Annotated in this window: 27 protein-coding genes; 10 read left to right on the top strand and 17 right to left on the bottom strand. The window is 46.8% G+C overall.

The window, feature by feature from the left end; genetic code table 11:
• Nucleotides 1-34 precede the first annotated feature (34 nt).
• On the bottom strand, nt 35-967 hold the full coding sequence (locus tag HGH91_RS03100; protein ID WP_168736986.1) for an aspartate carbamoyltransferase catalytic subunit: 933 nt from the start codon (nt 965-967) through the stop codon (nt 35-37).
• Nucleotides 968-1,018: 51 nt separating this feature from the next.
• Nucleotides 1,019-1,549: a bifunctional pyr operon transcriptional regulator/uracil phosphoribosyltransferase PyrR gene (pyrR, locus tag HGH91_RS03095; protein WP_168736985.1), complete on the bottom strand. Its 531-nt coding sequence runs from the start codon at nt 1,547-1,549 to the stop codon at nt 1,019-1,021.
• A 171-nt stretch (nt 1,550-1,720) separates the two neighbouring features.
• Here pyrR and HGH91_RS03090 point away from each other — a divergent pair, with 171 nt between their 5' ends.
• Complete coding sequence (locus HGH91_RS03090) at nt 1,721-2,239, top strand: peroxiredoxin (RefSeq protein ID WP_168736984.1); 519 nt, start codon at nt 1,721-1,723, stop codon at nt 2,237-2,239.
• Here HGH91_RS03090 and HGH91_RS03085 read toward each other — a convergent pair whose 3' ends face one another.
• From HGH91_RS03085 to prfB, 5 genes are all read right to left on the bottom strand, one after another.
• On the bottom strand, nt 2,240-2,803 hold the full coding sequence (locus HGH91_RS03085; protein ID WP_168736983.1) for a hypothetical protein: 564 nt from the start codon (nt 2,801-2,803) through the stop codon (nt 2,240-2,242).
• Nucleotides 2,804-2,812: 9 nt separating this feature from the next.
• Nucleotides 2,813-3,580, bottom strand: a complete 768-nt coding sequence (locus HGH91_RS03080; RefSeq protein ID WP_168736982.1) for a hypothetical protein — start codon at nt 3,578-3,580, stop codon at nt 2,813-2,815.
• A 115-nt stretch (nt 3,581-3,695) separates the two neighbouring features.
• Nucleotides 3,696-4,154, bottom strand: a complete 459-nt coding sequence (locus HGH91_RS03075) for a hypothetical protein (protein WP_168736981.1) — start codon at nt 4,152-4,154, stop codon at nt 3,696-3,698.
• 3 nt (nt 4,155-4,157) lie between these two features.
• The gene (gene pruA / locus HGH91_RS03070; protein ID WP_168736980.1) at nt 4,158-5,789 is read right to left on the bottom strand and encodes an L-glutamate gamma-semialdehyde dehydrogenase; all 1,632 of its coding nucleotides are present in this window, start codon (nt 5,787-5,789) and stop codon (nt 4,158-4,160) included.
• Nucleotides 5,790-5,951: 162 nt separating this feature from the next.
• Nucleotides 5,952-7,047 (bottom strand): peptide chain release factor 2 gene (prfB, locus tag HGH91_RS03065; protein ID WP_168736979.1). Its coding sequence is split into 2 segments (ribosomal slippage): nt 5,952-6,986 and nt 6,988-7,047, totalling 1,095 coding nucleotides; the frame shifts between segments, so codons are not numbered across the junction.
• Between the two features lie 135 nt (nt 7,048-7,182).
• On the opposite strand from prfB, the gene HGH91_RS03060 reads away from it, so the two are divergent.
• Nucleotides 7,183-7,986: a hypothetical protein gene (locus HGH91_RS03060; RefSeq protein WP_168736978.1), complete on the top strand. Its 804-nt coding sequence runs from the start codon at nt 7,183-7,185 to the stop codon at nt 7,984-7,986.
• Nucleotides 7,987-8,028: 42 nt separating this feature from the next.
• Nucleotides 8,029-9,681: a glucose-6-phosphate isomerase gene (pgi, locus tag HGH91_RS03055; protein WP_168736977.1), complete on the top strand. Its 1,653-nt coding sequence runs from the start codon at nt 8,029-8,031 to the stop codon at nt 9,679-9,681.
• A gap of 138 nt (nt 9,682-9,819) precedes the next feature.
• Here the strand turns inward: pgi and HGH91_RS03050 are convergent, their stop codons facing one another.
• From HGH91_RS03050 to HGH91_RS03030, 5 genes are all read right to left on the bottom strand, one after another.
• The gene (locus HGH91_RS03050) at nt 9,820-10,254 is read right to left on the bottom strand and encodes a DUF3276 family protein (protein ID WP_168736976.1); all 435 of its coding nucleotides are present in this window, start codon (nt 10,252-10,254) and stop codon (nt 9,820-9,822) included.
• Nucleotides 10,255-10,411: 157 nt separating this feature from the next.
• On the bottom strand, nt 10,412-12,208 hold the full coding sequence (locus HGH91_RS03045; protein ID WP_168736975.1) for an ABC transporter ATP-binding protein: 1,797 nt from the start codon (nt 12,206-12,208) through the stop codon (nt 10,412-10,414).
• A gap of 151 nt (nt 12,209-12,359) precedes the next feature.
• The gene (locus HGH91_RS03040; protein ID WP_168736974.1) at nt 12,360-12,935 is read right to left on the bottom strand and encodes a DcrB-related protein; all 576 of its coding nucleotides are present in this window, start codon (nt 12,933-12,935) and stop codon (nt 12,360-12,362) included.
• 51 nt (nt 12,936-12,986) lie between these two features.
• Nucleotides 12,987-13,916, bottom strand: a complete 930-nt coding sequence (locus tag HGH91_RS03035) for a phosphoribosylaminoimidazolesuccinocarboxamide synthase (RefSeq protein WP_168736973.1) — start codon at nt 13,914-13,916, stop codon at nt 12,987-12,989.
• A 123-nt stretch (nt 13,917-14,039) separates the two neighbouring features.
• Nucleotides 14,040-15,404: an exonuclease domain-containing protein gene (locus HGH91_RS03030; RefSeq protein WP_168736972.1), complete on the bottom strand. Its 1,365-nt coding sequence runs from the start codon at nt 15,402-15,404 to the stop codon at nt 14,040-14,042.
• 297 nt (nt 15,405-15,701) lie between these two features.
• On the opposite strand from HGH91_RS03030, the gene HGH91_RS03025 reads away from it, so the two are divergent.
• The 7 genes from HGH91_RS03025 (at nt 15,702) to HGH91_RS02995 (ending at nt 19,400) form a co-directional block, all read left to right on the top strand.
• Nucleotides 15,702-16,235, top strand: a complete 534-nt coding sequence (locus HGH91_RS03025) for a YceI family protein (protein WP_168736971.1) — start codon at nt 15,702-15,704, stop codon at nt 16,233-16,235.
• A gap of 66 nt (nt 16,236-16,301) precedes the next feature.
• On the top strand, nt 16,302-17,240 hold the full coding sequence (locus tag HGH91_RS03020) for a ring-cleaving dioxygenase (protein WP_168736970.1): 939 nt from the start codon (nt 16,302-16,304) through the stop codon (nt 17,238-17,240).
• An 8-nt stretch (nt 17,241-17,248) separates the two neighbouring features.
• A complete protein-coding gene (locus HGH91_RS03015) occupies nt 17,249-17,650 on the top strand; it encodes an OsmC family protein (RefSeq protein ID WP_168736969.1) in 402 nt (133 codons plus the stop codon).
• A 4-nt stretch (nt 17,651-17,654) separates the two neighbouring features.
• Nucleotides 17,655-18,098 (top strand): (4Fe-4S)-binding protein, encoded by a 444-nt coding sequence (locus tag HGH91_RS03010; protein ID WP_168736968.1) that lies wholly within the window; start codon nt 17,655-17,657, stop codon nt 18,096-18,098.
• 7 nt (nt 18,099-18,105) lie between these two features.
• Complete coding sequence (locus tag HGH91_RS03005; RefSeq protein ID WP_168736967.1) at nt 18,106-18,378, top strand: GNAT family N-acetyltransferase; 273 nt, start codon at nt 18,106-18,108, stop codon at nt 18,376-18,378.
• Between the two features lie 34 nt (nt 18,379-18,412).
• Nucleotides 18,413-18,988, top strand: a complete 576-nt coding sequence (locus HGH91_RS03000; protein WP_168736966.1) for a YeeE/YedE family protein — start codon at nt 18,413-18,415, stop codon at nt 18,986-18,988.
• A gap of 1 nt (nt 18,989) precedes the next feature.
• On the top strand, nt 18,990-19,400 hold the full coding sequence (locus tag HGH91_RS02995) for a DUF6691 family protein (RefSeq protein WP_168736965.1): 411 nt from the start codon (nt 18,990-18,992) through the stop codon (nt 19,398-19,400).
• Nucleotides 19,401-19,471: 71 nt separating this feature from the next.
• Here the strand turns inward: HGH91_RS02995 and HGH91_RS02990 are convergent, their stop codons facing one another.
• The 5 genes from HGH91_RS02990 to HGH91_RS02970 form a co-directional block, all read right to left on the bottom strand.
• Nucleotides 19,472-20,044: a DUF4142 domain-containing protein gene (locus HGH91_RS02990; protein WP_168736964.1), complete on the bottom strand. Its 573-nt coding sequence runs from the start codon at nt 20,042-20,044 to the stop codon at nt 19,472-19,474.
• Between the two features lie 253 nt (nt 20,045-20,297).
• Nucleotides 20,298-21,422 (bottom strand): zinc finger domain-containing protein, encoded by a 1,125-nt coding sequence (locus HGH91_RS02985; protein WP_168736963.1) that lies wholly within the window; start codon nt 21,420-21,422, stop codon nt 20,298-20,300.
• Nucleotides 21,423-21,485: 63 nt separating this feature from the next.
• On the bottom strand, nt 21,486-22,595 hold the full coding sequence (locus tag HGH91_RS02980) for an SPFH domain-containing protein (protein WP_168736962.1): 1,110 nt from the start codon (nt 22,593-22,595) through the stop codon (nt 21,486-21,488).
• 71 nt (nt 22,596-22,666) lie between these two features.
• Nucleotides 22,667-23,485, bottom strand: coding sequence for an alpha/beta hydrolase (locus HGH91_RS02975; RefSeq protein WP_247651640.1), 819 nt, complete (start codon nt 23,483-23,485; stop codon nt 22,667-22,669).
• Between the two features lie 185 nt (nt 23,486-23,670).
• Entirely contained in the window at nt 23,671-24,162 is a 492-nt protein-coding gene (locus tag HGH91_RS02970) for a hypothetical protein (RefSeq protein ID WP_168736960.1), read from the bottom strand.
• Nucleotides 24,163-24,212 lie beyond the last annotated feature (50 nt).

Below are 24,212 nucleotides of genomic sequence, written 5' to 3'. Positions count from 1 at the left end.
GCATTATTATTTTAAGTATATGAAACCTGGCAGGTTATTCTGTTACTTTCTTTCCAGCCAGCAGGTACAGTGCGGCCATACGGACGGCCACCCCGTTTTCTACCTGGTCGAGAATAATAGATTGGCCGGAATCTGCTACATCAGAATTGATTTCCACACCGCGGTTGATGGGGCCGGGGTGCATGATCACCACTTCTTTCTTCAGACTGTCCAGCAGCTCGCGGTTTACCCCGTAGGCCAGGGAATACTCCCGGAGAGAGGAAAACAGCGGTGTATTTTGTCTTTCCAGCTGAATGCGGAGCACGTTGGCCACATCGCACCATTCCAGCGCCTCACGGATATTGTAACTTACGTTAACACCGAGGGCAGCGGCCATATATTTCGGGATCAGGGTGGGCGGGCCTACTACGGTTACTTCTGCTCCCAGTTTCTTCAGGCAGTAGATATTGGAAAGTGCCACGCGTGAATGCATGATATCCCCACAGATGGCTATTTTTTTGCCTTCCACGCTGCCTAATCTTTCCCGGATAGAGAAGGCATCGAGCAGTGCCTGTGTGGGGTGTTCATTGATACCGTCTCCGGCATTAAGGATAGGCACATTGATGTGCTTAGCCAGGAAATGCGGGGCGCCGCTGGCAGAGTGCCGCATCACTACCATATCTACTTTCATAGACAGGATATTGTTAACGGTATCTATCAGCGTTTCTCCTTTGGAAACAGAGGAGCCTGAAGCAGAGAAATTGATTGTATCTGCTCCCAGCCTTTTCTCCGCCAGCTCAAAAGAGATGCGGGTACGGGTGGAGTTCTCAAAAAATAAATTGACAATAGTTGTATCGCGGAGCGTAGGAACCTTTTTTATAGGTCTTTGTAAAACCTCCTTAAACTGGTCGGCGGTTTGAAAAATAAGCTCTATATCCTGGCGCTGCAGATCGCGAATTCCGAGTAAGTGTTTTACAGAAAGTGACATTAATGTGCAAATATAAAGGGTGAAATCTGAATTCTGAAATCCGGACTCATTTTAGTCAATCAGAATTACTTCGTCTTTACCATCCCGTTCGTTCCAAAGCACCCTTACCTTCTGGGAGATGAGGGCGTCGATGGTACGACCGGTATAGTCGGGCTGGATAGGCAGTTGCCTGCTAAAACGCCGGTCTATCAGCGTGAGCAGCTCTACCGAAGCCGGCCGGCCGAAATCCAGCATTGCATCCAGTGCCGATCGGATGGTGCGGCCTGTGTACAATACGTCATCTATTAACACTACCTTTTTATTTTCTATCGAAAAATCAATACTGGTTTCATTGGGAACATGCAGCGTTTTACTCTGGTTAAAATCATCCCGGTAAAAGGTGATATCCAGTTTACCATAATCAATATGCGCCCCCGGCACTAATTTTAATAAGGTTTGATGCATCCTGCCGGATAAATAAATACCCCTGGGCTGTAATCCAATCAGCACGGTTTGCTCGAACTGTAAATGATTTTCTATTAACTGATGACAAAGCCTGTCTATCGTAATAGCCATTTGTTTGCCGGTTAGTATGGTTTTCAAAACACAACGTTTTAGGGGCCAAAAATAATGATTAAAGCGGAAAGCAGAAAAGCAAAGCGCATTGTTTGTCATTTATTATATTATCATAAAAACGTCTTGTTTTAATCCCGGGCGGCTCTTTTTAGGGTTTACATGAGTGGGATTCGTAATTTAGCAGTACAATGCCCGATCATGAAACTATTAAAGACAATCATCGCTATGGCCGCCTTTTTGCAATTATGGGGTTCCACTGCCCAGGGACAGATAAAGACCGGAGACAAGATACCTGCATTTTCTTTGCAGGACCAGGATGGAAAGACATTTAACATCACCAGTGTATTGGGGAAACAACCATTGGTCATCTATTTTTACCCGAAAGATGAAACCAGTGTATGTACCAAAGAAGCCTGTTCATTCCGGGACTCCTATCACGACTTCCAACAATATGGTGCAATGGTGATCGGCATCAGTGCCGATAACGTAGCTTCACACAAGAGCTTTGCCAATCATCATCAATTGCCATTTACCCTGCTGAGTGATCCAAAAAACGAGGTGCGTAAATTATTTGGCGTACCCAAAACTTTCGTTATTCCGGGCCGCGTTACCTATATCGTCGATAAAAAAGGCGTAGTAGTACATGAATTCAATTCACTCCGGGATGGAGAGAAACATGTAACAGAAGCCCTGGCGGCGTTGAAGAAAATGCAGTAGTTATCTTTTGATTTCTTTCTGTTTGATCATTTTACCTTCCGGAGAAAAAGCCCAGGTAGTAATGGTAGAATCTGCGGGCGCCATGTCATCGTCTAGATCGGCAGCCGTATAAGCGGTTTCCGTAATGACCAGTACCGAATCATTGGCCAGTTCATAACTCAGCTCATTGGCATTGCGCCCATAGTCAATATCGCATTCATTCCTCACCAAACGGCTATCTGTAGCCACCAGCGTGGCTTTATCAATCAATACCAGGTATTGGTTCAGACACACCTCCTGGTCGTCTTCCGTCAAAATAGCGATGGCATATGGCTTATCGGACGGAAACCTAACCGTACTTCCGGCAAACGAACTTTCGGAGGCCAGGTTAGGAATATGACGCTGCATTTGAGTGGGTGTAAGCTCCATGCCTGCTTCCAGGCTGTCGAAGAAATTACGGGGCGCGATATCAGATGCCGGCACGGAAAGCGAATCCCGGGTAAGCGGATTTTCCTGTGCGGGGCCCAGGTAGCCGCAACTACAACAAAGTGTGACAATGACAGCAGGGAATAGCAAAAGCTTCATTAAGTATACTTAAGGTTCGTTTAACACCGACACGTGTACCAGTATTTGCTGGTCATCCCCATCTATGATCTCCCCATTCGCATCCAGCGGATCAACAGTAATATATTTCAATTTTCCCGTATTACCATCAGGCGTAAAATAAAAATTGCCCAGGTCTTTCCAGGTAAAGAATATCCTTGCCATATAGGGCTGCCGGTCGAGGTTAACTAAAATACCGGTGCCTATTTCACGGAATTTGCCGGTGGCGCAATCGGCGCTGGCAATCAGCAGCAGGTAATGATATTGGGCGGATTTAAACGTGTAGGCGTCCCCGATAGTCGTGGCATCCAGTTCTTCACCATTGACGGTATCTCCATTTTCTGTGAAGTATTTGATTATCTCTTTTCCATTGATTTTTATTTTCCCTTTGCAATCGAATGGATCTCCCCCGGTACTGCTGATACTAACAATGTTAAAGCTATCGCCCTTTAAGGTAGTAGTGGTGATGAGCGCATTTCCTGCTCCCCGGCTTTCTTCCTGCTCCCTGCCAAGAGGCACATACTTTTCAAAAGCAGTATCCCATTGTTGGCGGGCCAGGTAACCAAACAAGGCATTGGACGCCATAGAAATCCCTTTACTGCTATCGGTGGTAATGTTCTTATCAACAACCGGGGAAGATGCTGTCCCGCTATTATCCGCCGGCACAATAGAATCGCTAAGAGCAGCAGTGGTGGTTGGCTTGCTATGGAAATCACAGGAGGCCAGGGAGAGAACAATCAGCAGATATGCATATTTCATGGGAGATATCCGGTTTACTTATGAACAGCCAATTTACTTTTTCCCCGGAGGAAAATGAAATTATCACAGATCCTGATAAGTAAACGAAGTCGGGGGAATAGTATCCGCGGGCAGATTATAAATTCCTCATGTCTTTGAAAGTATTAATCTCTTCTTTCAGGGCAAACAACTGTACTCCCCATATCAGGCCGCGCACCAGCGCAAAGGCCACCAGGGCGAGGGAAAGGGATACCTGCATGAAGCTACCTTCTTCACGGTTGGTAAGGGTAATAATTTTAATGAGGAAGATCAGGCCTATGCCAAAGAAAATAGCCGCCCTGATGCCTTTTGTGCGGAGCTGTTTTTTGAAATAGGCGTCAAATCCGCTGGCAGCGACGCGACTGGCGTCAGCCTTTTCTGTGCCCCCGGCTATAAGGCGTTGTTCAAGATCTGCTACCCTGAGTTGTTTGTGACGTTCTGAAAAATAAGTGGTGACGATGTCTTCCTGCATAATGGCCGCTGTTCTGAATGAGACTGCAAGGTACAAAAAAGGCGATGGATATACATCCACCGCCTTCATATAAATCATGAACATTTACTAAGCTTCTTTCAGGAACGGGTACCTGTAATCGGTAGCCGGCACAAAAGTTTCCTTGATACTTCTGGCGCTTAACCAGCGGTACAGGTTCAGCATAGAACCAGCCTTGTCATTGGTTCCAGAGGCACGGGCACCGCCAAAAGGCTGTTGCCCCACCACCGCACCGGTTGGTTTATCGTTGATGTAGAAGTTACCGGCACTGTTTACCAGTTTGCGGGTAGCCAGTTCTACAGCGTAACGGTCCTGCGCAATTACGGCGCCGGTTAGCGCATATTCTGAAGTGGTATCCACGGTGTGGATGATGTCTTCAAACTTATCGGCCTCATATACGTAGATCGTCAGCACCGGGCCAAAGATCTCTTCGCACATGGTTACGTAGTTAGGATCGGTAGTTTCAATAACAGTAGGTTCAATGAAGTAACCTTCAGATTTATTGTAGTTACCACCGGCGATGATCTTCGCGGCAGGATTGTTCTTCGCATTGTCGATGTACTGTGCAATTTTGTCGAAAGAACGTTCATCGATCACGGCGTTGATAAAGTTGCTGAAATCTTCTGTAGTTCCCATTTTCATGGTTTTCAGTTCAGCTACCAATTTTGATTTTATATCGGCAGCAAGATTGTTTGGTATGTATGCGCGGGAGGCGGCAGAGCATTTCTGTCCCTGGTATTCGAAGGCGCCGCGGGCTAATGCGGTAACAGCAATATCTATGTCGGCAGATTTGTGTACCAGCACGAAGTCTTTACCACCGGTTTCACCAACGATACGCGGGTAGGTTTTGTATTTGTGAATATTTTCACCGATGGTTTTCCACATCGTCTGGAATACGCCGGTAGAGCCGGTGAAGTGGATACCTGCGAAGTGAGGATCCGCAAAGCAAATGTCGCCGATAAGCGGACCACCTGCATATACCAGGTTGATTACGCCGGCTGGTAATCCTGCTTCGATCAGCACTTTCATGATGATCTGGGCGGCAAATACCTGGGTGTTGGCGGGTTTCCATACTACAACATTACCGCACATGGCTGCGGAGGTAGGCAGGTTACCGGCAATAGCGGTGAAGTTGAATGGTGTAACGGCCAGTACAAATCCTTCCAGTGGGCGGTATTCTACCCTGTTGTGGATACCGGGCGCGCAAACGGGCTGCTGACGGTAAATTTCGCTGAGGAAGTGTACATTATAGCGTAAGAAGTCGATCAGTTCACATGCGCTGTCTATTTCAGCCTGGAAAGCATTTTTGCTTTGTCCCAGCATAGTAGCGGCATTGATATGATAACGGTATTTGGTGGCCAGGAGTTCTGCGGCGCGGAGGAAGATGCCGGCGCGTTGTTCCCAATCCATATTCGCCCATTTTTCGCGGGCTTCCAATGCGGCTGCGATGGCGGCTTTCACGTGGGAGGCATCTCCCACATGGAAATGACCCAGCTTGTGTTTGATTTCGTGGGGAGGGCGCAGATCTACGGTATTACCGGTGCGTACTTCTTTACCACCGATATACATGGGTACATCTGCAACTTCTGCCTTAAAAGCGGCTAATTGTTTCTTTAGTGCAATTCTTTCTGCAGAACCGGGTGCATAAGATAACACAGGCTCGTTAGCAGGCGCTGCGTACTCAAAGTATCCTGTATTCATTGTAACCTGAATTTAATATTTATTTATTTGATTATTTGTTCACCGATACGACAATATCTGATAAACAAATAACCAAATAAACAAACGACAACGTGATTTGTTTCCGCTGCAAAATTAATGGTTACAACGCCGGAACGCTTATTAATTATTAGTCGATACTTATTAATTATTGTCCTCTTCCTTCTGCATCATGAGGTATGCCTTGATAAATCCGTTTAGTTCGCCATCCATTACAGGTCCTACGTTTCCAACCTCGTAGTCGGTACGGTGGTCTTTGATCATTTTATACGGATGGAATACGTATGATCTGATCTGGGATCCCCATTCGATTTTACGCTTGTTGGCGTTGGCTGCATTTTTCAGCTCTTCTCTTTTGCGGATTTCCTCTTCATACAGGCGTGATTTCAGCATGGTGAGGGCTTTTTCCCGGTTCTCCCCTTGTGTACGTGCCTGTTGACATTCGATAATAATGCCTGATGGGACGTGTTTCAAACGTACGGCGGTTTCCACCTTGTTTACGTTTTGCCCGCCTTTACCACCAGAACGATAGAATTCCCATTCCAGGTCGGCCGGGTTAACAGCGATCTCGATGGTATTGTCTACTAACGGGTACACGTATACGGAAGCGAAAGAGGTATGCCGGCGGGCGTTGGAGTCAAACGGGGAAATGCGTACCAGGCGGTGTACTCCGCTTTCTGCTTTCAGGTGGCCATAGGCAAAGTCGCCATCAAACTCCAGGGTAGCGGATTTGATGCCGGCGCCGTCACCGTATTGGGTATCAATTTCTGATACTTTCCAGCCTTGTTTTTCTCCATACATGCGGTACATACGCAGCAGCATTTCGGCCCAATCCTGGCTTTCCGTGCCGCCTGCACCGGAGTTGATGGTGAGCACTGCGGGCATTTCGTCTTCCGGCTGGTTTAAGGTAGACTTAAATTCCAGGTCGTCCAACGCTGTTAATGCGTCGCTGTATGCTTGTTCCACTTCTTCTTCGGATGCTTCTCCTTCTTTGAAAAAATCATTTAGCACAGCACTATCATCGATAGCTGCGTTTACGTGATCATAAAGGTCAACCCAATATTTGTTTACCTTAATTTCCTTCAGAATCGAAGTCGCTCTGACGTTGTCGTCCCAGAAACCGGGCGCCAGGCTTAGTTGTTTGTCGTTTTCTATTTTTGCTAATCGGTCAGGTACGTTAAAGAAAACCTCCCAGGACATATAAACGGTCCCTCATAGCTTTTAGTTGCTCAGCTGTCATAGCTGGCAAATGTATGTAAAAATAGAGATATAAGCTAATGTCGGAATAGTTTGTTTTGATTCTCCAGTTTAGCATAATATTTGTGTTGCAACACGGTAGCCATATCGCTAATATTATAAAAAGTGATTATTCATTATGGTGCGCCATGAAACCCTTCACTTCAAGAACAGGTCTATATTCAACACGCTTGGTTACATTATCATGATCACAGTCAATGTGCTGGCGATGTTACTTCCAATTAACGGCAATACCACCGGGCAGGTTTCAGCAGCATATCCCAGCCTGTTTGTGCCGGCGCATATTACGTTTTTCATATGGGGAATTATTTACCTGTCATTGCTGGGCTTCATCATTTATCAATTGTGGCTGGCTTTTTCCAATAAACATCCGGAAGGCTTATCGCATTTAATGCGACGCATGAAGGACTGGTTCCTGATTTCTTCGGTGTGTAATGCCTGCTGGCTCTTTGCCTGGCACTATCAACTGATACCGGTGAGCGTAGTGATTATGTTGATATTATTGTTATCGCTGGCGGTCATACACTTCAATTTTGGCATCGCCACTGCCCCTGCTTCCTTCGCAGAGCGGGTATTCATTCACATTCCGTTTAGTCTTTACCTGGGCTGGATCGTTATTGCCACCATTGCCAATATCGCCGCTTTCCTGTCCTATGCCGGCCTGGAAGGCAGTTTGCATACGCAGGTAGTCCGCACCATTGTGATGATAGCCGTCGGTACCCTGGTGACTATCGCCATGGTCCTGTTTCGCAACAATATCGTATATGCGCTTGTTAGTGTTTGGGCATTTTATGGTATCCTGTTAAAAGGAAGAACGGTGGATATCATGGAGGAAAACGCCATCATACACGCCTGTATTATTGCCATAGGCGTTATTGCGGTCACAATTTCCTGGCAATTATACAGGAAGCAGAAATCCTGATATGAAAAGATTATTTTTGATGCGCATTTAATAAACAAGATTATGTTTCCATCTACCAATCCAACTACCACCAAGTCGTGGGAGGCACTAAAAAAACACGCTGAAGACATGAAGCAGGTACATATGCGTACCTTGTTTATGGAAGACAAAGAACGCTTCAGTACATTTTCGCTACAGTTTGAAGACCTCCTTTTCGACTATTCGAAAAATATTATAACGGAAGATACCCGTAACCTGTTGTTAAGCCTGGCGGCAGAATGCAAAGTACCGGATGCTATCAAGGCTATGTTCAGTGCGGAAAAGATCAACGTAACGGAAAACCGTGCGGTGCTACATACAGCACTGCGTAATACATCCGACAAACCGGTTTTGCTGGATGGCCGCGATGTAATGCCCGATGTGAAAGCCGTATTAAATAAGATGGATCATATCTGCCGGCAAATACATTCCGGTGAATGGAAAGGATATACCGGCAAGCCTATACGCTATATCGTTAACATTGGTATCGGCGGCTCTGACCTGGGCCCGGTAATGGTAACAGAGGCGCTGAAGCCTTACTGGAGACCTGGCATACAGCCGTATTTCGTGTCTAACGTAGACGGAACACATATTGCCGAAACGCTGAAAAAAATTACGCCCGATGAAACCCTGTTCCTCATCGCGTCTAAAACGTTTACCACACAGGAAACCATGACCAACGCCCACACGGCGCGCGCCTGGTTCCTGGAGCATGCAAAGGACGAGAAATTTGTGGCCAAACATTTTGCGGCGTTATCTACCAATGAAAAAGCAGTGACTGCTTTTGGCATCGATCCCAATAATATGTTTGAGTTCTGGGATTGGGTAGGCGGTCGCTACTCCTTATGGTCTGCTATTGGCTTGTCTATAGCGCTGACCATCGGTTTTGAAAACTTCACCGAACTGCTCGATGGCGCGCATGCGGTAGATAATCATTTCACCCAAACGCCACTGGAAAAAAATATCCCGGTGATCATGGCGCTGATTGGTTTATGGTACGGCAACTTCTTCGGCAGCGCTACAGAAGCCATTCTCCCTTATGATCAATATATGCACCGCTTCGCGGCGTATTTCCAGCAGGGCAATATGGAGAGTAATGGTAAGACAGCCGATCGTACAGGCGATAACGTTAGTTACCAAACCGGCCCTATTGTTTGGGGTGAGCCAGGTACCAACGGACAGCATGCCTTCTATCAACTCATTCACCAGGGTACGAAGATGATTCCCTGCGATTTTATCGCACCAGCGATCAGTCATAACCCTATCGGCGACCATCATGTGAAATTGCTGTCTAACTTCTTTGCCCAAACGGAGGCGCTGATGAATGGTAAAACGGAAGCAGAAGTACGCGCTGAGCTGGAGAAAGCAGGCGCCTCTGCTGAAGAGATAGCCAAAATATTACCTTCGAAGATATTCAGTGGTAACCGCCCTACCAACTCTTTCCTGTTGAAGAAGATAACGCCTCGTTCCCTGGGCTCACTGACAGCCCTATACGAACATAAGATCTTTGTACAGGGAGTGATCTGGAATATCTACAGCTTCGATCAGTGGGGCGTGGAACTGGGTAAACAATTAGCCAGCAAGATATTGCCGGAACTGGAAAACAATGATACGATACTGAATCACGATGCCAGCACCAATGGACTGATCAACGCCTGGAAACAGATAAAAGGTTAATCGCAAAGACGCAAAGTATTAAAGGCGCAAAGGAGTTTGATAATATCTGCTCCTTTGCGCCTTTAATACTTTGCGTCTTTGCGATAAAAAAACCCCCGGAGAAATCCGGGGGTTGACAATTATTTTAAGTAAAAAATCTTACCATTTGTCTACCTCATCTGAGCTATGTGAAGCCGGGGCAGCAACAGACGCCTCAACAGGTGCCGCTACAGCTTCCACTGAAGTACGCACTTCAGCTCCTTCTGTTTCTGCTTCGTCCTGTTCTTCCTGCACATAATCATGGTTGTAGGCATCAAAGTCGAAATCAGGCATCAACTCAGTTTTTACATAGTTGATGGTTTCGGTCAATGCATTCAGGAACTTGTTAAAGTCCTCCTTGTACAGGAATACTTTATGCCTGTCATAACCATTGTCATTAAAACGTTTCTTACTTTCTGTGATAGTAAGAAAATAGTCGTTTCCCCGAGTGGTCTTTACATCAAAGAAGTACGTTCTTCTTTTGCCCGCTTTCAATCGTTTAGAAAAGATGCTATCATTGTTTCTTTCCTGTTGATTGTTGTTGTCGTACGCCACAGTTGATAGATTTAAGTGTTAACGAATCAAATCCTGTTACAATAAGAGACAAATATACTATTGTTTTACAAATATCAAAATATTTTTAAATGATTTTGAAAAATCATAAAACCGGCTTGTAACCGGCTTCCACAAAGGGTATACAAGCTCATGATTGTTATTCAGTTACGTTTTCCTCCTCTCCTGTTTGCTGACGAGTATACAATTCTGCGTAGTATCCATTCAATGATAATAAATCATCATGCGTCCCTTCTTCTACAATTTTTCCTTCGTCCAATACGATGATTTTATCGAACTCAAACAACGCAAAAATGCGGTGGGTAATGATAATAGCCGTTTTATGCTGCAGATAGGCGTACAGGTTACCAATGATTTCTTTCTCAGTGCGGGCGTCTACTGCCGACAGGCAGTCGTCGAAGATGAGGATATTAGGATCTTTGATGAGCGCCCGGGCGATGGAAATACGTTGTTTTTGCCCGCCGCTGAGGGTAACGCCCCGCTCCCCTATTTCTGTTTCAAAACCTTCATTAAAACCGAGGATGTCTTTTTCTACAGAAGCTTGCCGGGCGGCCGTCTTCACCGTTTCCAGGGAGGCGGTAGGATCTCCAAAACGAATGTTATTGGCTACTGTATCTGAAAACAGGAATACGTCCTGTGGTACATAACTGATCTGCCCCCGCAAGCTACCCAGCTGAATGGTACGAATGTCCTGTTGATCCAATAGTACCTTTCCCAGCTGGGGATCGTACATGCGGATCAGCAATTGCGCCAGCGTACTCTTGCCAGCACCCGTTCTACCGATGATGGCTACCTTCTGACCGGGTTTAATATGCAGGTTAAAGTCCTTCAGGGCAGTAATGCCGGTATGCGGATAGGTAAAGGATACATTTTCCAGCCGCACCTCTCCTTTCAGCGTAGCCGGCTGCGCGCCCGGTGCATCGTTAATAACCGGCGTAATCTGCAGGAATTCGTTTATACGTTGTTGTGATGCCGCCGCGCGCTGTATCATAGACGCTACCATGCCAATAGAGAAGAAAGGAAACATCAGCATGTTTACATAAATTACAAACTCCGCGAGATTACCTACAGTAATATTTCCATCGATCACCTGTATACCGCCGATAAAGATGGTCAATATCACGCTCAGTCCTATCATGAGCGCCATGGTGGGCTGAAACAGGGCATCTGTTTTGGCCAGGCTGATAGAGCTGTTTTTATACGCCTCGCTGGCTTCTTCAAAATGTTGTGCGCTGGCATCTTCCTGGATATAGGATTTGATAACCCGTATACCGGAGTAAGACTCCTGTGCAATAGAGGTGATATTAGACAACTGCGCCTGTATTTTTTCACTTTTACGATGGATAATCCGGTTCACATAGTAAATAGTTAATGCCAGCAAAGGCAATGGCGACAAGGTATACAGCGTTAGCAGCGGGTTTACCTGGAGCATCAGGTACACAATAATGACAATGAGAAACAGGGTACGTGAAGCGTACATAATAGCTGGTCCTACGTACATACGTACCCGTGATACGTCTTCTGTAATACGACTCATCAGGTCGCCAGTCCTATGCATCTTGAAGAAGTTCAGGTCCAGGCGCTGGTAATGCTGATAGATTTCATTTTTGAGGTCATATTCAATATGTCGGCTCATCACAATGAGTGTTTGCCGCTGCAGGAAGAGAAAGAAGCCGCTGAGCAGGGCAAAAATCAGGATGCTTATGCCATAAAAAGCCAGTACATGTGTAAAATCGGACCGGAAAAAGCTTTTCAGCGAGGTATCGCTCAGGAGGCGGTATTCATCGATATTATGCGACAGCAAATCAAAAATCTGCCGGACCATGATCGGCTGAAAAATACTGAACACGATGGAGATAGCGGTAAACAATAATCCAAGGATCAGGCGCCATTTATTGGAAAGAAAATATTTATTAAGTGCTGCCAGGTGTTTCAATGGTGAATGATTTGGAAGTAAAAGTACTACAAAGAGCCGAAAGCAGAAAGCATAAAGCAAAAAGCTATTATGAAGGATATCTTAGCGAATATTTAAAATCGCTTTGATCATTCTCCATAATAGCTTTTTGCTTTATGCTTTCTGCTTTCAGCTACTTTGCATTAAACGACGTCAGTATTTCCTCCAGGGCGGGCGTATACTTTTCCATTTCGTTTGCAAGCGTAGTGAGTGTAATAGCGTAGGCGATATTATTTTTTACGAGTATCGTTACCTGTCCATTGAGCATTGTACCGGATTCGCGGTGGGCATACTGGCATTTCATCCATTTGGCCGCTACATCAGTAACAGTACGTTCGCCTTCCGCCAGCTTTTTATAGTCGCCGAAAAACGTTTCCATTTCCTTTTGCGTGGTGGTCATGTATTTGTCGAGCGTAAAACCAGCTTTCAATTCCTGGGAAACGATGTTAACGTTAGCCTGGAAATCATTGCCTGGCTCCAGGGGCGCCATCATGAAAGTATATTCAATGCGGCTCATCACCGTATCTTTGGTAGACCAGCCCGCGGGAGCTTTCACGGTATACTTTCCATTGCCCGCATTCATACCGGGCGCCTTTCCTGCTATTTCCAGCACTTCAGCGCTGCTTAATTCTTTAGGGGATTTGGAAGCGTGGTTACATGCGGTAAAACTTAACAAACAAACTGCCGCAGAGAGTAATTGTATTTTCATGTGCACAAGGATAAGTAATCGCTCCGGCAGCTACCGGAGCGATTATCATGATTATAAACTTTTCAGTGCAGCTATGATAGTGGATTCTGCATCCGCAGCCGCAACGTCTTCTTTCACAAATTTCTGACCGGTAATATTTTCAAACAGCTCAATGTAACGCTCACTAACGCTAGTTACGAATTCATCTGTCATTTCCGGTACCTGTTGACCATCTTTACCCTGGAAACCATTTGCCATCAGCCATTCACGTACAAACTCCTTGCTGAGTTGTTTTTGCTGAGCACCGTTTTTCTGGTTTTCTTCATAGCCTTCTGCATAGAAATAGCGGGAAGAATCAGGCGTATGAATTTCGTCGATCACATAGATGGTATCGCCGATTTTACCGAATTCGTATTTGGTATCTACCAGGATCAGTCCGCGTTTAGCCGCCATTTCCTTACCTCTTTCAAATAAGGCGAGGGTATACTTTTCCAGTTGTTCGTAGTCCTCTTTACTTACCAGGCCCTGTGCAATAATCTCTTCGCGGGAAATATCTTCGTCGTGGCCTTCATGTGCTTTGGTAGTAGGCGTGATAATGGGTGTGGGGAAGAAATCATTTTCCTTCAGCCCTTCCGGCATGGTAACACCGCAGAGTGTACGCTGACCGGTTTTGTAAGTTCTCCAGGCATGGCCGGTAAGGTTACCGCGCACAACCATTTCCACAGGGAAAGTTTCGCATTTCAAACCAATCGTTACACTTGGTAACGGAGAGGATTTTACCCAGTTGGGAACGATGTCTTTGGTTGCATCCAGCATAATAGCCGCTACCTGGTTCAATACTTGACCCTTGTAAGGAATCGGACGAGGTAATACCACATCAAATGCAGAGATACGATCACTCACCACCATTACCATCAGCCTGTCTTCAATCGTGTAAACATCACGTACTTTTCCTTTGTAAAAGGCAGTTTGACCTGGCAATTTGAAACTTGACTCTAACATGAATAAAAAAATTAAATATGAAATCTGTGATTAGGAGCTGCAAAAGTAATCACGAATCACTTTATTTTTCGCTATTGCGCTTTTTTTTTCTTGGAGTCGCGGAAAACAGGTATTTATGCTTACTTACGAGGTGGCGAGTTGCCGGCTATTACTGGCGTACGGCCGTAGCAGCCCAATGATGACTTCATTTTCCGCATAGGGCGTCAGGTAGGTTCTGAACTGTTCCACGTCAGACAGGTCTACTTCTGCGGGTATATAGCCCATTCCATAAAACCGTCCCCGTTCCATCAGGATACAGCTCTTTTCGCTACTGTTGCGTCCCTTATCGATGATAGTGACCGAAGGTTGCTGCTCCTGCAGAAAAGCGATGGCTGCCTTCATCCGTTCATTGTAAGCTTCCGGCGTTTCCGCTTTTTCGCAGGCCCCTTTGCAGGTGGCGGCAGTAATCCCGGCACAGGTACCGTTGCCTTTCTGGAGAAAACATAATTTGGGGCATAACCCGAACTCCTTTATCAGCGAGCGTAGCAGCCGATGTCCATCTATCAGTAAATTAAAGCTGTGTACCGGGTGGGTATATTTCCGTTTCTTTTCTATGACCAACCGTAGGTAACCGTGTTGGTCTTCAAACAGGTAAAAGCCATAGCGGAACTCCACACGCTTCTGGGCGGAGTTATAAATGGGCCAAAGCCGTTTTATCTCGACCGACTCCAGGATGCAGGCCATCAAGTCTGTAGCGGTTTCCTGGTGGGTAATGCTATAAATGGTGCGGAGGAAGTTTTGCCGCTGGCGACTGGTACTATGCCCTGTAAAGTGGCTGTTGACACGCTTTTTCAGGTCTTTTGCCTTGCCTACATATACCACTTTCCCTTTCTGGTCGTGGAAATAATATACACCAGGGCGGTCGGGCAACGACTTTACCTGTTCTGGTGGCAGATTTGGCGGCAGGAACTGTTCTTTTGAACCCACCTTCAGGGCGGCGGCAATCACTTTATCCTTATCATTGGCCAGCAACAGGCCAAATAGTTTGGTCGTGGCCTCCGCATCGCCACCCGCGCGGTGACGGCCATGAATCGGGATACTGAAATGCCGGCAGATATTCCCTAGGCTATAGGAAGCCAGGCCGGGGAAGATCTTGCGTCCCAGCCGAACCGTACACAGTTTTTTCGCTTGCAGGTCAAAACCGGCGGTGTTCAGCTGGTGTTTAATAAAAGAATAGTCGAAGTTGACGTTGTGCGCCACAAAGATCCGGTCTTTTAATAAATCGAACAGCAGCGGCGCAATTGCTTCAAAGGGAGGCGCTTCCGCTATCATTTCATTGGTGATCCCTGTCAGGGACTCAATATAATAAGGAATGGGTATACCGGGGTTTACCAGGGTTTGGTAATGCTGCGTAATTTCCTTGCCATCAAACAGGAATACAGCTATTTCCGTAATTCCATTGGCACTGGCATGGCCACCTGTGGTTTCAATATCTACAATTGCGTACATCCGTTGGCAAAGATATGGATTGTTGTTACTAAATTTTCACGAATAAGGTTTGAAGTATTTGAAAAAAATTATACATTATTTGATAATAAAGGAGTTATGGTTAAAATCACTACCTTTAGCAGCTATGATAAATAGTACATCATTTACTGTATTTGATCCATTTGCTCCCTGAGAATATCACCCGATATTTGTGTTATAAAAAATTGAACAATAATTTTCAGTTCTTGTTAAAATATAGTCCTGCAGCGGTTTTCGCAGTTAAAACAACATTGATTCATTATAAAACTACATTTACTTATGGCAAAGCAACAATGGACCTTAGATCTTACCCACAGTGAACTCGGATTTAAAATCCGTCACCTGATGATTACCAATATCAATGGTAAGTTTCACGATTTCTCGGTAGATGCCGAAACAGAGGGCGAAGACTTTATGACAGCAAAAGTAACGGTGAAGGTAGATGTAGACTCCATCACTACTGGCAGCGATGACCGGGACAAGCACCTCCGTTCTCCCGACTTCTTTGATGTAAATACTTACCGGGATATTACGTTTGTGACCACGAAATACGAAAACGTGGACAATGATGGCTCCTACGAGTTATGGGGCGATCTGACCATCCGCAACGTAACGAAGAATGTAAAGCTGGCCGTTGAATTCGGCGGCGTGGTAAAAGACCCCTGGGGCAATACCAAAGCAGGATTTACCATTAACGGTAAAATCAACCGTAAAGATTTCGGTCTTACCTGGAATGCAGCCACAGAAACCGGCGGCGTGCTGGTAGGCGACGATGTGAAGCTCTACGGAGAAGTGCAATTAATTAAAAAATAAGGCGAAGTGGTTAGCTACAGGTAGTAGCTATCTGTAGTTAACCACTCCTGCTTAAAAGGAGGTGTTATGAACGAACAAGCTATCACTGGGTTACACCATATTACCGCCATATCCGGCAATGCTAAAAAGAACTATGATTTTTACACCCGTGTCATGGGGTTGCGATTTGTAAAAAAGACGGTAAACTTTGACGACCCACATACCTACCATTTTTACTACGGGGATGAAACCGGCACTCCGGGCACCATACTCACCTTTTTCCCCTGGGAAGATATTATGGCCGGCCGCAGAGGCACGCATATGGCTACCGAAATAGGTTACTCCATCCCGGAAGGCAGTATTGACTTCTGGTTAAAGCGATTCGAAAAAGAGAATATTATTTATAATAAACCTTCGTCCAAATTCGGGGAAATATACCTGACTTTCCTGGATCCCGATGGGCTGAAGGTAGAACTAACGGTACCAGACCTACCCGATTCCCGCGTGCCCTGGGTTACACCGGAAGTGCCCGAAGAACACGCTACGCGTGGATTTCACCATGTAACGCTGACACTTGAGGACATACAGGCGACCTCCGATATACTGGTATCCGTTTTTGGTTACCAGTTGGTGAAGCATCATGCCAACCGCTATCGTTTTGCCAGTCCTGCCGGCGATACTGCCAACTTTATAGACCTGGTAGAAGCCAAGGGCGAATCCCGTGGCCATGTAGCCGGGGGCAGTATACACCACATCGCGTTCCGGATGAAAGACGATGCCATGCAGTTACGTTACCGGCAGCTGCTGGAAGACCGTGGCCTGCATCCAACGGAGCAGCTGGATCGCAAATACTTCCGCTCCGTTTATTTCCGGGAGCCTGGAGGCGTGCTGTTTGAACTGGCTACCGACACCCCGGGATTTGCGGTGGATGAGCCGATAGCCGAACTGGGTACGCACCTGATGTTACCGGATCAATTTGAACCGCAGCGGGAAGAGATTGTACAAAAACTGATTAAACTGGGATAGCATAAAATATGGATCAGGAAGTTAGTGTAAGTTTATCCGGACAGCCTTACCAGGTGACCATCGATACCCGGGGCCACCGCTGGTTGGGAGATGAACCTGAAGACGTGGGAGGCGGCGATACCGGCCCACAGCCCGGGGAATTATTATTGAGCAGTTTGGGCGCCTGTACCGCTATTACTTTAAAGATGTATGCCAACAGGAAAAAATGGCCCGTAGAACATATCGCCGTGGAACTGCGCTACAACAGTGCAGCAAAGCCTAATCCGCTTACCACCGTTATTGATATGGAAATTCATTTTACAGGAGACCTCAGCGAGGAACAGCATGCCCGCCTGCTGCAGATAGCACACTCCTGCCCTGTTCACAAAGTGCTGAGCAATCCTATTGTTATTAATACAAAAGCAGTTTAAAGAGATGAAAGATATCACCAAACATTACACCAATGGGGAGGTAACCATCGTATGGAAACCGAATGTTTGTATACATTCGGAGATCTGTTTTCATGGGCTGCCTGGCGTATTTAATCCGCATCAAAAGCCCTGGATCAATGCGGAAGGCGCTTCCACGGAAAAGATTGTATCGCAGGTGAAACAATGTCCTTCCGGCGCCCTCACCTTTTATATGAATGCCGACGTGGCGGCGGAGGGAGGTACTGCCCCCGACATCACTGCCGAAAGTATTGTAGAACCTATGCCTAATGGTCCGCTGCTGGTATACGGCAATATCGTGGTAAAGGACGCCAGCGGCAAAGAAACGCATAAAAATAAGGTCACTGCTTTCTGTCGCTGTGGCGGCTCTTCCAATAAGCCTTATTGCGACGGTACGCATACCAAAATTAATTTCTCTGATAAACCTTGATGATAGTATGGAACTCACGATTACCAATAATACAGCGAAACAACAGTTTGAAACCGTAGTGGATGGTCATACGGCATTGATTGCCTATAAGCTGTTTCCAGGCGGCATTGCCTACATACATACAGAAGTGCCACAGGAACTGGAAGGCCGTGGCATAGCGGGCCAGATGGCGAAGTATGTACTGGAATATGCCCGGGAGCATCACCTGAAAGTGAAGCCGCTATGCCCTTACGTAAACGCCTATATGAAAAGACACCCGGAATACAACGACCTGTTGTAACAGCTGTCTGGTTAATATCTAACAAATACCTGTTATGCAACTATTAAAGTTTATTCAGCAGCCCTGGCACTGGTCGGTGTCGGGGTTGCTGATCGGGCTTACGGTACCGGCACTATTGATATTGGGAAACAAAGTTTTTGGCATCTCTTCTTCACTGCGGCATATCTGCGCTGCCTGTTTTCCTGCCAATATTACCTTCTTTAAATACGACTGGAAGAAGGAGTCATGGAACCTTTTCTTTGCAGCAGGCATCCTGCTGGGGGCATTTATTGCCGGGCATTACCTGCAGGATGGGCAAAACGTCGAGGTAGCAGCCGCTACCCGGGAGCGTTTGGCGGGTTATGGAATACACGACTACCGCGCGTTATTGCCGTCCGAAATATTCAGCTGGCAGCAGCTGTTTACCTGGAAGGGACTTATTTTCTTCGTGATAGGCGGCTTCATGATAGGCTTTGGTACCCGGTATGCCGGGGGGTGTACCTCGGGGCATTCTATTATGGGATTGTCCAACCTGCAATGGCCTTCGCTGGTGGCCACGATCTGTTTTATGGCTGGCGGATTTGCCAGTGCGAACCTTTTTATTCCCCTTATTTTTAAATGGCTTCACTAAGATGAAAAATATTAAGTACCTGTTGGCGGGCGTTTTCTTCGGTATTGTACTGGTAAAAGCCCAGGTGATCAGCTGGTTCCGGATACAGGAAATGTTTCAGCTCACGTCTTTCCATATGTATGGGGTGATTGGCACGGCGGTGGTGACCGGCATCATTTCCCTGCAGTTGATTAAACGCTTTCATATCAAAACGCTCTCGGGCGATCCCATTGTAGTGGCGCCCAAAAAATTCAGCAAGGGACAGATATACGGGGGATTGATCTTCGGGCTGGGATGGGCCATCACCGGCGCCTGCCCCGGGCCGCTCTTCGCGCAGATAGGTATGGGGTTTAGCGTAGTGGCAGTTACGTTAGTGAGTGCCATTGCCGGCACCTGGATATATGGTGCTATCCAGGCTAAGCTGCCTCAATAAAAAGCAAGCTCCAGGGAACGGATCCCTGAAGCTCTTTTTGCTATTCTCTGGACTCACAACTAGCTTATTGATTATTTGATTGTTTTCTGGATGACCCTGGCGGAATCCTGGTGCACTTTCAAGGTAGGCAAAGTACTTGTTGCCCATGTTTTAAGATCCGGATCTGTCAGATCGCCGGAAGCTTTTTCAAACTCTTTTACATCCTTGTCGTGGTCATCTACCATCATATCGATGTAAGATTTATCAAAATCTTTCCCGCTCTTTTTACTCAGCTCATCCAGGTGATTTTTTTCCTGGGTAGATAGTTCAGCCGGTAACGCAATATTTTTCTTTCCTGCCAGCTCTTTCAGCTGATCTCCTGCCCTGGTATGGTCGGTTACCATCATAGCGCCAAACGCTTTCACTCTTGCATTAGATGCTTTTTCCTGTGCCAGCTTTCCCATGGCTACTTCCATCATACCGCCATTAGCAGCATCCACTGCAAACTTTGAAGAAATTTCATCTACCGGTTTAACAATTTCATTGAGGTCTTTGGCGCTGTCGACCGGTTTTTCCGATTGCGGATTCCTATTGCTGTTGTTGCCACAAGACTGCATCATCCATGCAGCCAGGGCTATAGTTGATGCTAACATTAGTTTCTTCATGACGTAATATTTTGGGTTCGTAATAGGTGTGCCTGTATAACATTGATTTTACAAAAACGGGACCCGGATTGCACCCTTTCTCTCCATACGTGCTATGACAAAGAGTTTCCCGGCGTCAGCGAGCTGCGGGGCATGTGATAGTATTTGTAGATTGTTTTCCCCAGAGCGCGAAAAAAATGGTGTTTCCCTTACTGCTGCGTTCTCTATTAACAGCGGTAAGGAAAACACCATCTACCAGTGGTGCTGGTATTAATTATTTCGATTGACTGACAAAATAGATAGTAGCAATGATGACAATGATCAGCAGGATAAGTCCCACAATCTTGATCCAGCTATAGGGTCTGTCGCCTGTTACTTCTCCGGTACATGCATTTACCACGAAATGATAAAGCTTTCCGTTGTAGCGGTATGCACTGATCCAGACAGGCAGCAACAGGTATTTAATTCCCAGGTTATTATAATCTACATCGTAGCGGTCGATGCTTTGTTCATCACCGCCGATGTCGCTGCAAATTTCGTCTTGTATTACCGGGTCCATTCTCTTCTTAGCAACCACCAGGGCCTGTTCGGCATTGGTTTGATATATTTCTGCGCGAAATCCGCTCAGGTACCGCCCATCGTATTGCTTCAACTGATCGAGCAGCCAGGGCTCCAGTATCTGCGCCATTTTAAGTGGCAGTGAAGGACTGGCAGATACCAGTACATCCCGGAAATCGTTGCTCACCCTGCCGGAAGCAGGGTACCAGGCGGTATGACGCACCTGCCGGGTACGGGTTTCCGTTTTACCGTTTACCTCTTCTGTGTAAGTTTCGGTGGTATAATAGTACTCTCCTCTTTGTCCTATGTAATCGGTAACAGTATCAGTATCGTAGCTCCAGTGCGGGATGTACACGCCTTTCAGTTGCTGAGAAGAGCCATCTTTCACTTTCCTCACCAGGTCGGAAGGGGCAAACCAGAGCTTACCCATCCAGGTGCGGAAGTGTTGCAGGGCTTCATTATCTTTTACCACGAAGGGCAGTACATAATGTGGCTGGAGAATGGCTGTTGTCTGCGCCGTATCTACCACCAGCGGAGAGGCGCAAAACGGGCAGGCATCGGCAGTTACATTGGGAAGCATGGTGGTAGAAGCTCCACAGCTTTTACATTTTACGACCACCGCTTGCTGGGTAGTTTCGGTATGATTTTGCTGTTCCGCGATAAAGGTAGCGTAGTCTATTGCATGAACGGCGGTAGTAATGGTTTCCTGTTCAATTTTATTTACAGTGCCGCAGTATTCACATACCAGGCTGTTGGTACCGGGAGCATAATGCAAGATGGCTCCACAGTTCTGGCATTTCAGCGAGTTGACTGTTTCACTTGTTTTTTCCTCGAAAGACATAGGAATATTTTGGGTAACGGCTGATGAGTCGATGCAGGAATCAACAGCCGTTACCAATGATTGTTAGGGTAATGGTGGCGGAATGGTAGCTAATACCGGCGCCAGTTCAGGCACAGTAGCTGCGGCCGACCAGGCAGCCATACCGGTTTTCCATACCAGGGTTTGGGCATTCAGGTTGCCGGCAGCTGCCAGCTGGCGGAGTTGTTCCACATCAAAAGGGCCGCTTTGTTTTCCTTCAATGGCTACGTAGAAAGGAGTAGCACCGGGCAATGGCGGAGGCGTACCCGCGCCGGTATTGGCAGGTTGGTTGTTGTTTTGGAAGACATTCCCTACTTGTCCCATCATGGCTGCACCCATACCGGCGCCCAGTCCTGCTGCTGCAAGCCCGCCGCCATTAGGATTTTCCGCTGCTTTCTCCATGGCGTTGGCTGCCTGGAACTGCGCATAGGCGCCCAGGTTGCCTACAATGCCCATGCTGCTGCGTTTGTCGAGCGCGGTTTCTACTTCTGGTGGCAGGGAAATATTTTCGATGAGGAACTTGGTTAATTCCAGGCCCAGCTCATTGAATTCAGTACCGATTTTACTGGTGATCTGCGAAGATACTTCTTCATAGTTGGCCGCCAGGTCAAGTACGGGGATCTTTGCTTCCGCGATGGCTTCCATTCCGCGGGATACCGCCAGGTTGCGCAGTTGTTCGTTGATGCCTTCTACGGTGAACTCCGGGTTGGTAGCCGCTACCTCTTTCAGGAAAGCGCCGGCATCTTTTACCCGGAAAGCGTAGCTACCAAAAGCACGGAGTCTTACCGGTCCGAATTCCGCATCGCGGAGCATCACCGGGTTTTTAGTACCCCATTTCTGGTTGGTAAACTGCCTCGTGCTCACAAAGAACACGTCTGCCTTAAACGGGCTATTAAAGCCATACTTCCATCCCTGCAAGGTGGTGAGTATGGGCATATTTTGTGTAGTCAGTGTGTACATGCCGGGTTGAAATACGTCGGCAATTTTACCTTCATTCATAAAAACGGCCACCTGTGATTCGCGCACGGTGAGCTTCGCGTTCATTTTTATTTCATTCTGGTAGCGGGGAAACTTCCACACAATGGTGTCTGTGGACGGGTCTGTCCACTCAATAATGTCAATAAATTCATTCCTGAGTTTATCAAAAATTCCCATAGTAACAGGTTTTAGCGTCGGTCAAATGTAGAGAATTATTTACTCCCAATATCAGTCCTGCCTCGTTATAATTATTTCACAGTTGTTTTCAGCCATTGTTCCAGGAGTGCGGGCCAGGCGTCTGCTGCGGGATTACCGCTGCGCAATCCATATCCATGACCACCTTTGGCATAAAAGTGCAATTCCACGGGCACTTTTGCATCCCGGAGGGCGCCGGCCATCACCAGGGCGCTGTTCCCGTAGGGATCATCGGCAGTAGCAAAGAGAAACATAGGGGGCGTTTGCTCAGTCAGGGTCAGTTCGGGCGTAAGCGTTCTGTTAGCACCCTGATCAAGATAAGCTGGGTATACCAGGATACCAAATGCCGGCCGGGCAGACAGGCTGTCGGCCTTGTCAACGGCCGTATAGGTGTTCACGTTATACCGGGTAGCTGCGCGGGCGGTGAGGCTACCACCGGCAGAGAAGCCCATCATGCCTATTTTATCGGGCTGCAGGCCCCATTCAGCAGCGCGGCTGCGTACCAGGCGAATAGCCCGTTGCGCGTCCTGCAAGGCGCCGGCTTCTTTCTTAGGTACCCTGTATTGCAATACAAACGCTGTATAACCCAGCTTGTTAAGCCAGGCTGCAATTTCATATCCTTCCAGGTCGATAGCCAGTATGTTATAGCCGCCACCGGGATTGACAATTACCCCCACGTCATTGCTATTGCCTGTCGGAGCCGGAAACACTTCCAATACCGGGTCGGTGACATCTGTCAGCCGTTTAACGTTATTACTGCCGTCGGGCGTTACCATTGCTGCATGCTTTGCAGCGGTTTCGCCGGGAACTTTCCCTGGCCATAGATGAATAGTTTGCTGCTGAGCGCTGATCGTCATGTTCAATCCTAACATTATTGTTAATAAAATACCTGTTTGTTTCATAAGTGGAAATTCATGTGATGAAACAAATGTAATAAATGTAAAGGGCAGATAAAAGAGCGGCCTCCCAAAAGGGAAGCCGCGTGGTCCAATCTAACCGACAGGATATATGCAGATCCTGAAAGGTATCATCCTTGCTTATTGAATCAGGTATTGTATTAAATAGCTTTGTAGACGATAACAACCGATCTTACGACATTTTCTCCATCGATCTTTCCTACTGCTGTAAGGGTGAACCCGTGGTCATTTTTAACTACACTGGTATGCCCTTCAAAATTATCCAGCATTTCACCGCTAAATGTGCCATCTGCGGTCATGCTCCAGTTGAAGCTGCGGGTTTGGTCTGAATCCGGGCACTTGTCTCCTCCCTCATCTTCCGTACCTGTACCATTTTCTTTCAGCACGATAAAATTATCCCGGAAGCAGGCCGGCATTACAGCCAGCAAATCTGTTACAGGCCCTTGCCCCATGTCTATGCCAGGTGTTACCGTAGCCGCCGCAATATTCCATTTTTTATTGATGAGATAGGACTTGTCGATACCGCCGGGCTGATCATCTTTCTTCCTGCATTGAGAAAAAAAGAGCACCATTAAGATGGCAACAGCAAATAATGTTACATCAGCCAGGCGGGCACGAAATGATTTTTTCATGATTAAATGTTAATAGTGAACAATATGGGGTTAATGGGTGCAAAGCTAGT

Source organism: Chitinophaga eiseniae (assembly GCF_012641265.1).
GTDB classification, from domain to species: domain Bacteria; phylum Bacteroidota; class Bacteroidia; order Chitinophagales; family Chitinophagaceae; genus Chitinophaga; species Chitinophaga eiseniae_A.
This window is presented reverse-complemented; position numbering and strand designations above follow the sequence as displayed.

Excerpts from the sequence above, each read along its gene's own strand:
- HGH91_RS03100 (WP_168736986.1), bottom strand. The coding sequence starts at position 967 with ATGTCACTTTCTGTAAAACACTTACTCGGAATTCGCGATCTGCAGCGC.
- HGH91_RS03090 (WP_168736984.1), top strand. The coding sequence starts at position 1,721 with ATGAAACTATTAAAGACAATCATCGCTATGGCCGCCTTTTTGCAATTA.
- HGH91_RS03085 (WP_168736983.1), bottom strand. The coding sequence starts at position 2,803 with ATGAAGCTTTTGCTATTCCCTGCTGTCATTGTCACACTTTGTTGTAGT.
- HGH91_RS03080 (WP_168736982.1), bottom strand. The coding sequence starts at position 3,580 with ATGAAATATGCATATCTGCTGATTGTTCTCTCCCTGGCCTCCTGTGAT.
- HGH91_RS03075 (WP_168736981.1), bottom strand. The coding sequence starts at position 4,154 with ATGTTCATGATTTATATGAAGGCGGTGGATGTATATCCATCGCCTTTT.
- pruA (WP_168736980.1), bottom strand. The coding sequence starts at position 5,789 with ATGAATACAGGATACTTTGAGTACGCAGCGCCTGCTAACGAGCCTGTG.
- HGH91_RS03060 (WP_168736978.1), top strand. The coding sequence starts at position 7,183 with ATGGTGCGCCATGAAACCCTTCACTTCAAGAACAGGTCTATATTCAAC.
- pgi (WP_168736977.1), top strand. The coding sequence starts at position 8,029 with ATGTTTCCATCTACCAATCCAACTACCACCAAGTCGTGGGAGGCACTA.
- HGH91_RS03040 (WP_168736974.1), bottom strand. The coding sequence starts at position 12,935 with ATGAAAATACAATTACTCTCTGCGGCAGTTTGTTTGTTAAGTTTTACC.
- HGH91_RS03035 (WP_168736973.1), bottom strand. The coding sequence starts at position 13,916 with ATGTTAGAGTCAAGTTTCAAATTGCCAGGTCAAACTGCCTTTTACAAA.
- HGH91_RS03030 (WP_168736972.1), bottom strand. The coding sequence starts at position 15,404 with ATGTACGCAATTGTAGATATTGAAACCACAGGTGGCCATGCCAGTGCC.
- HGH91_RS03025 (WP_168736971.1), top strand. The coding sequence starts at position 15,702 with ATGGCAAAGCAACAATGGACCTTAGATCTTACCCACAGTGAACTCGGA.
- HGH91_RS03020 (WP_168736970.1), top strand. The coding sequence starts at position 16,302 with ATGAACGAACAAGCTATCACTGGGTTACACCATATTACCGCCATATCC.
- HGH91_RS03015 (WP_168736969.1), top strand. The coding sequence starts at position 17,249 with ATGGATCAGGAAGTTAGTGTAAGTTTATCCGGACAGCCTTACCAGGTG.
- HGH91_RS03010 (WP_168736968.1), top strand. The coding sequence starts at position 17,655 with ATGAAAGATATCACCAAACATTACACCAATGGGGAGGTAACCATCGTA.
- HGH91_RS03005 (WP_168736967.1), top strand. The coding sequence starts at position 18,106 with ATGGAACTCACGATTACCAATAATACAGCGAAACAACAGTTTGAAACC.
- HGH91_RS03000 (WP_168736966.1), top strand. The coding sequence starts at position 18,413 with ATGCAACTATTAAAGTTTATTCAGCAGCCCTGGCACTGGTCGGTGTCG.
- HGH91_RS02995 (WP_168736965.1), top strand. The coding sequence starts at position 18,990 with ATGAAAAATATTAAGTACCTGTTGGCGGGCGTTTTCTTCGGTATTGTA.
- HGH91_RS02990 (WP_168736964.1), bottom strand. The coding sequence starts at position 20,044 with ATGAAGAAACTAATGTTAGCATCAACTATAGCCCTGGCTGCATGGATG.
- HGH91_RS02985 (WP_168736963.1), bottom strand. The coding sequence starts at position 21,422 with ATGTCTTTCGAGGAAAAAACAAGTGAAACAGTCAACTCGCTGAAATGC.
- HGH91_RS02980 (WP_168736962.1), bottom strand. The coding sequence starts at position 22,595 with ATGGGAATTTTTGATAAACTCAGGAATGAATTTATTGACATTATTGAG.
- HGH91_RS02975 (WP_247651640.1), bottom strand. The coding sequence starts at position 23,485 with ATGTTAGGATTGAACATGACGATCAGCGCTCAGCAGCAAACTATTCAT.
- HGH91_RS02970 (WP_168736960.1), bottom strand. The coding sequence starts at position 24,162 with ATGAAAAAATCATTTCGTGCCCGCCTGGCTGATGTAACATTATTTGCT.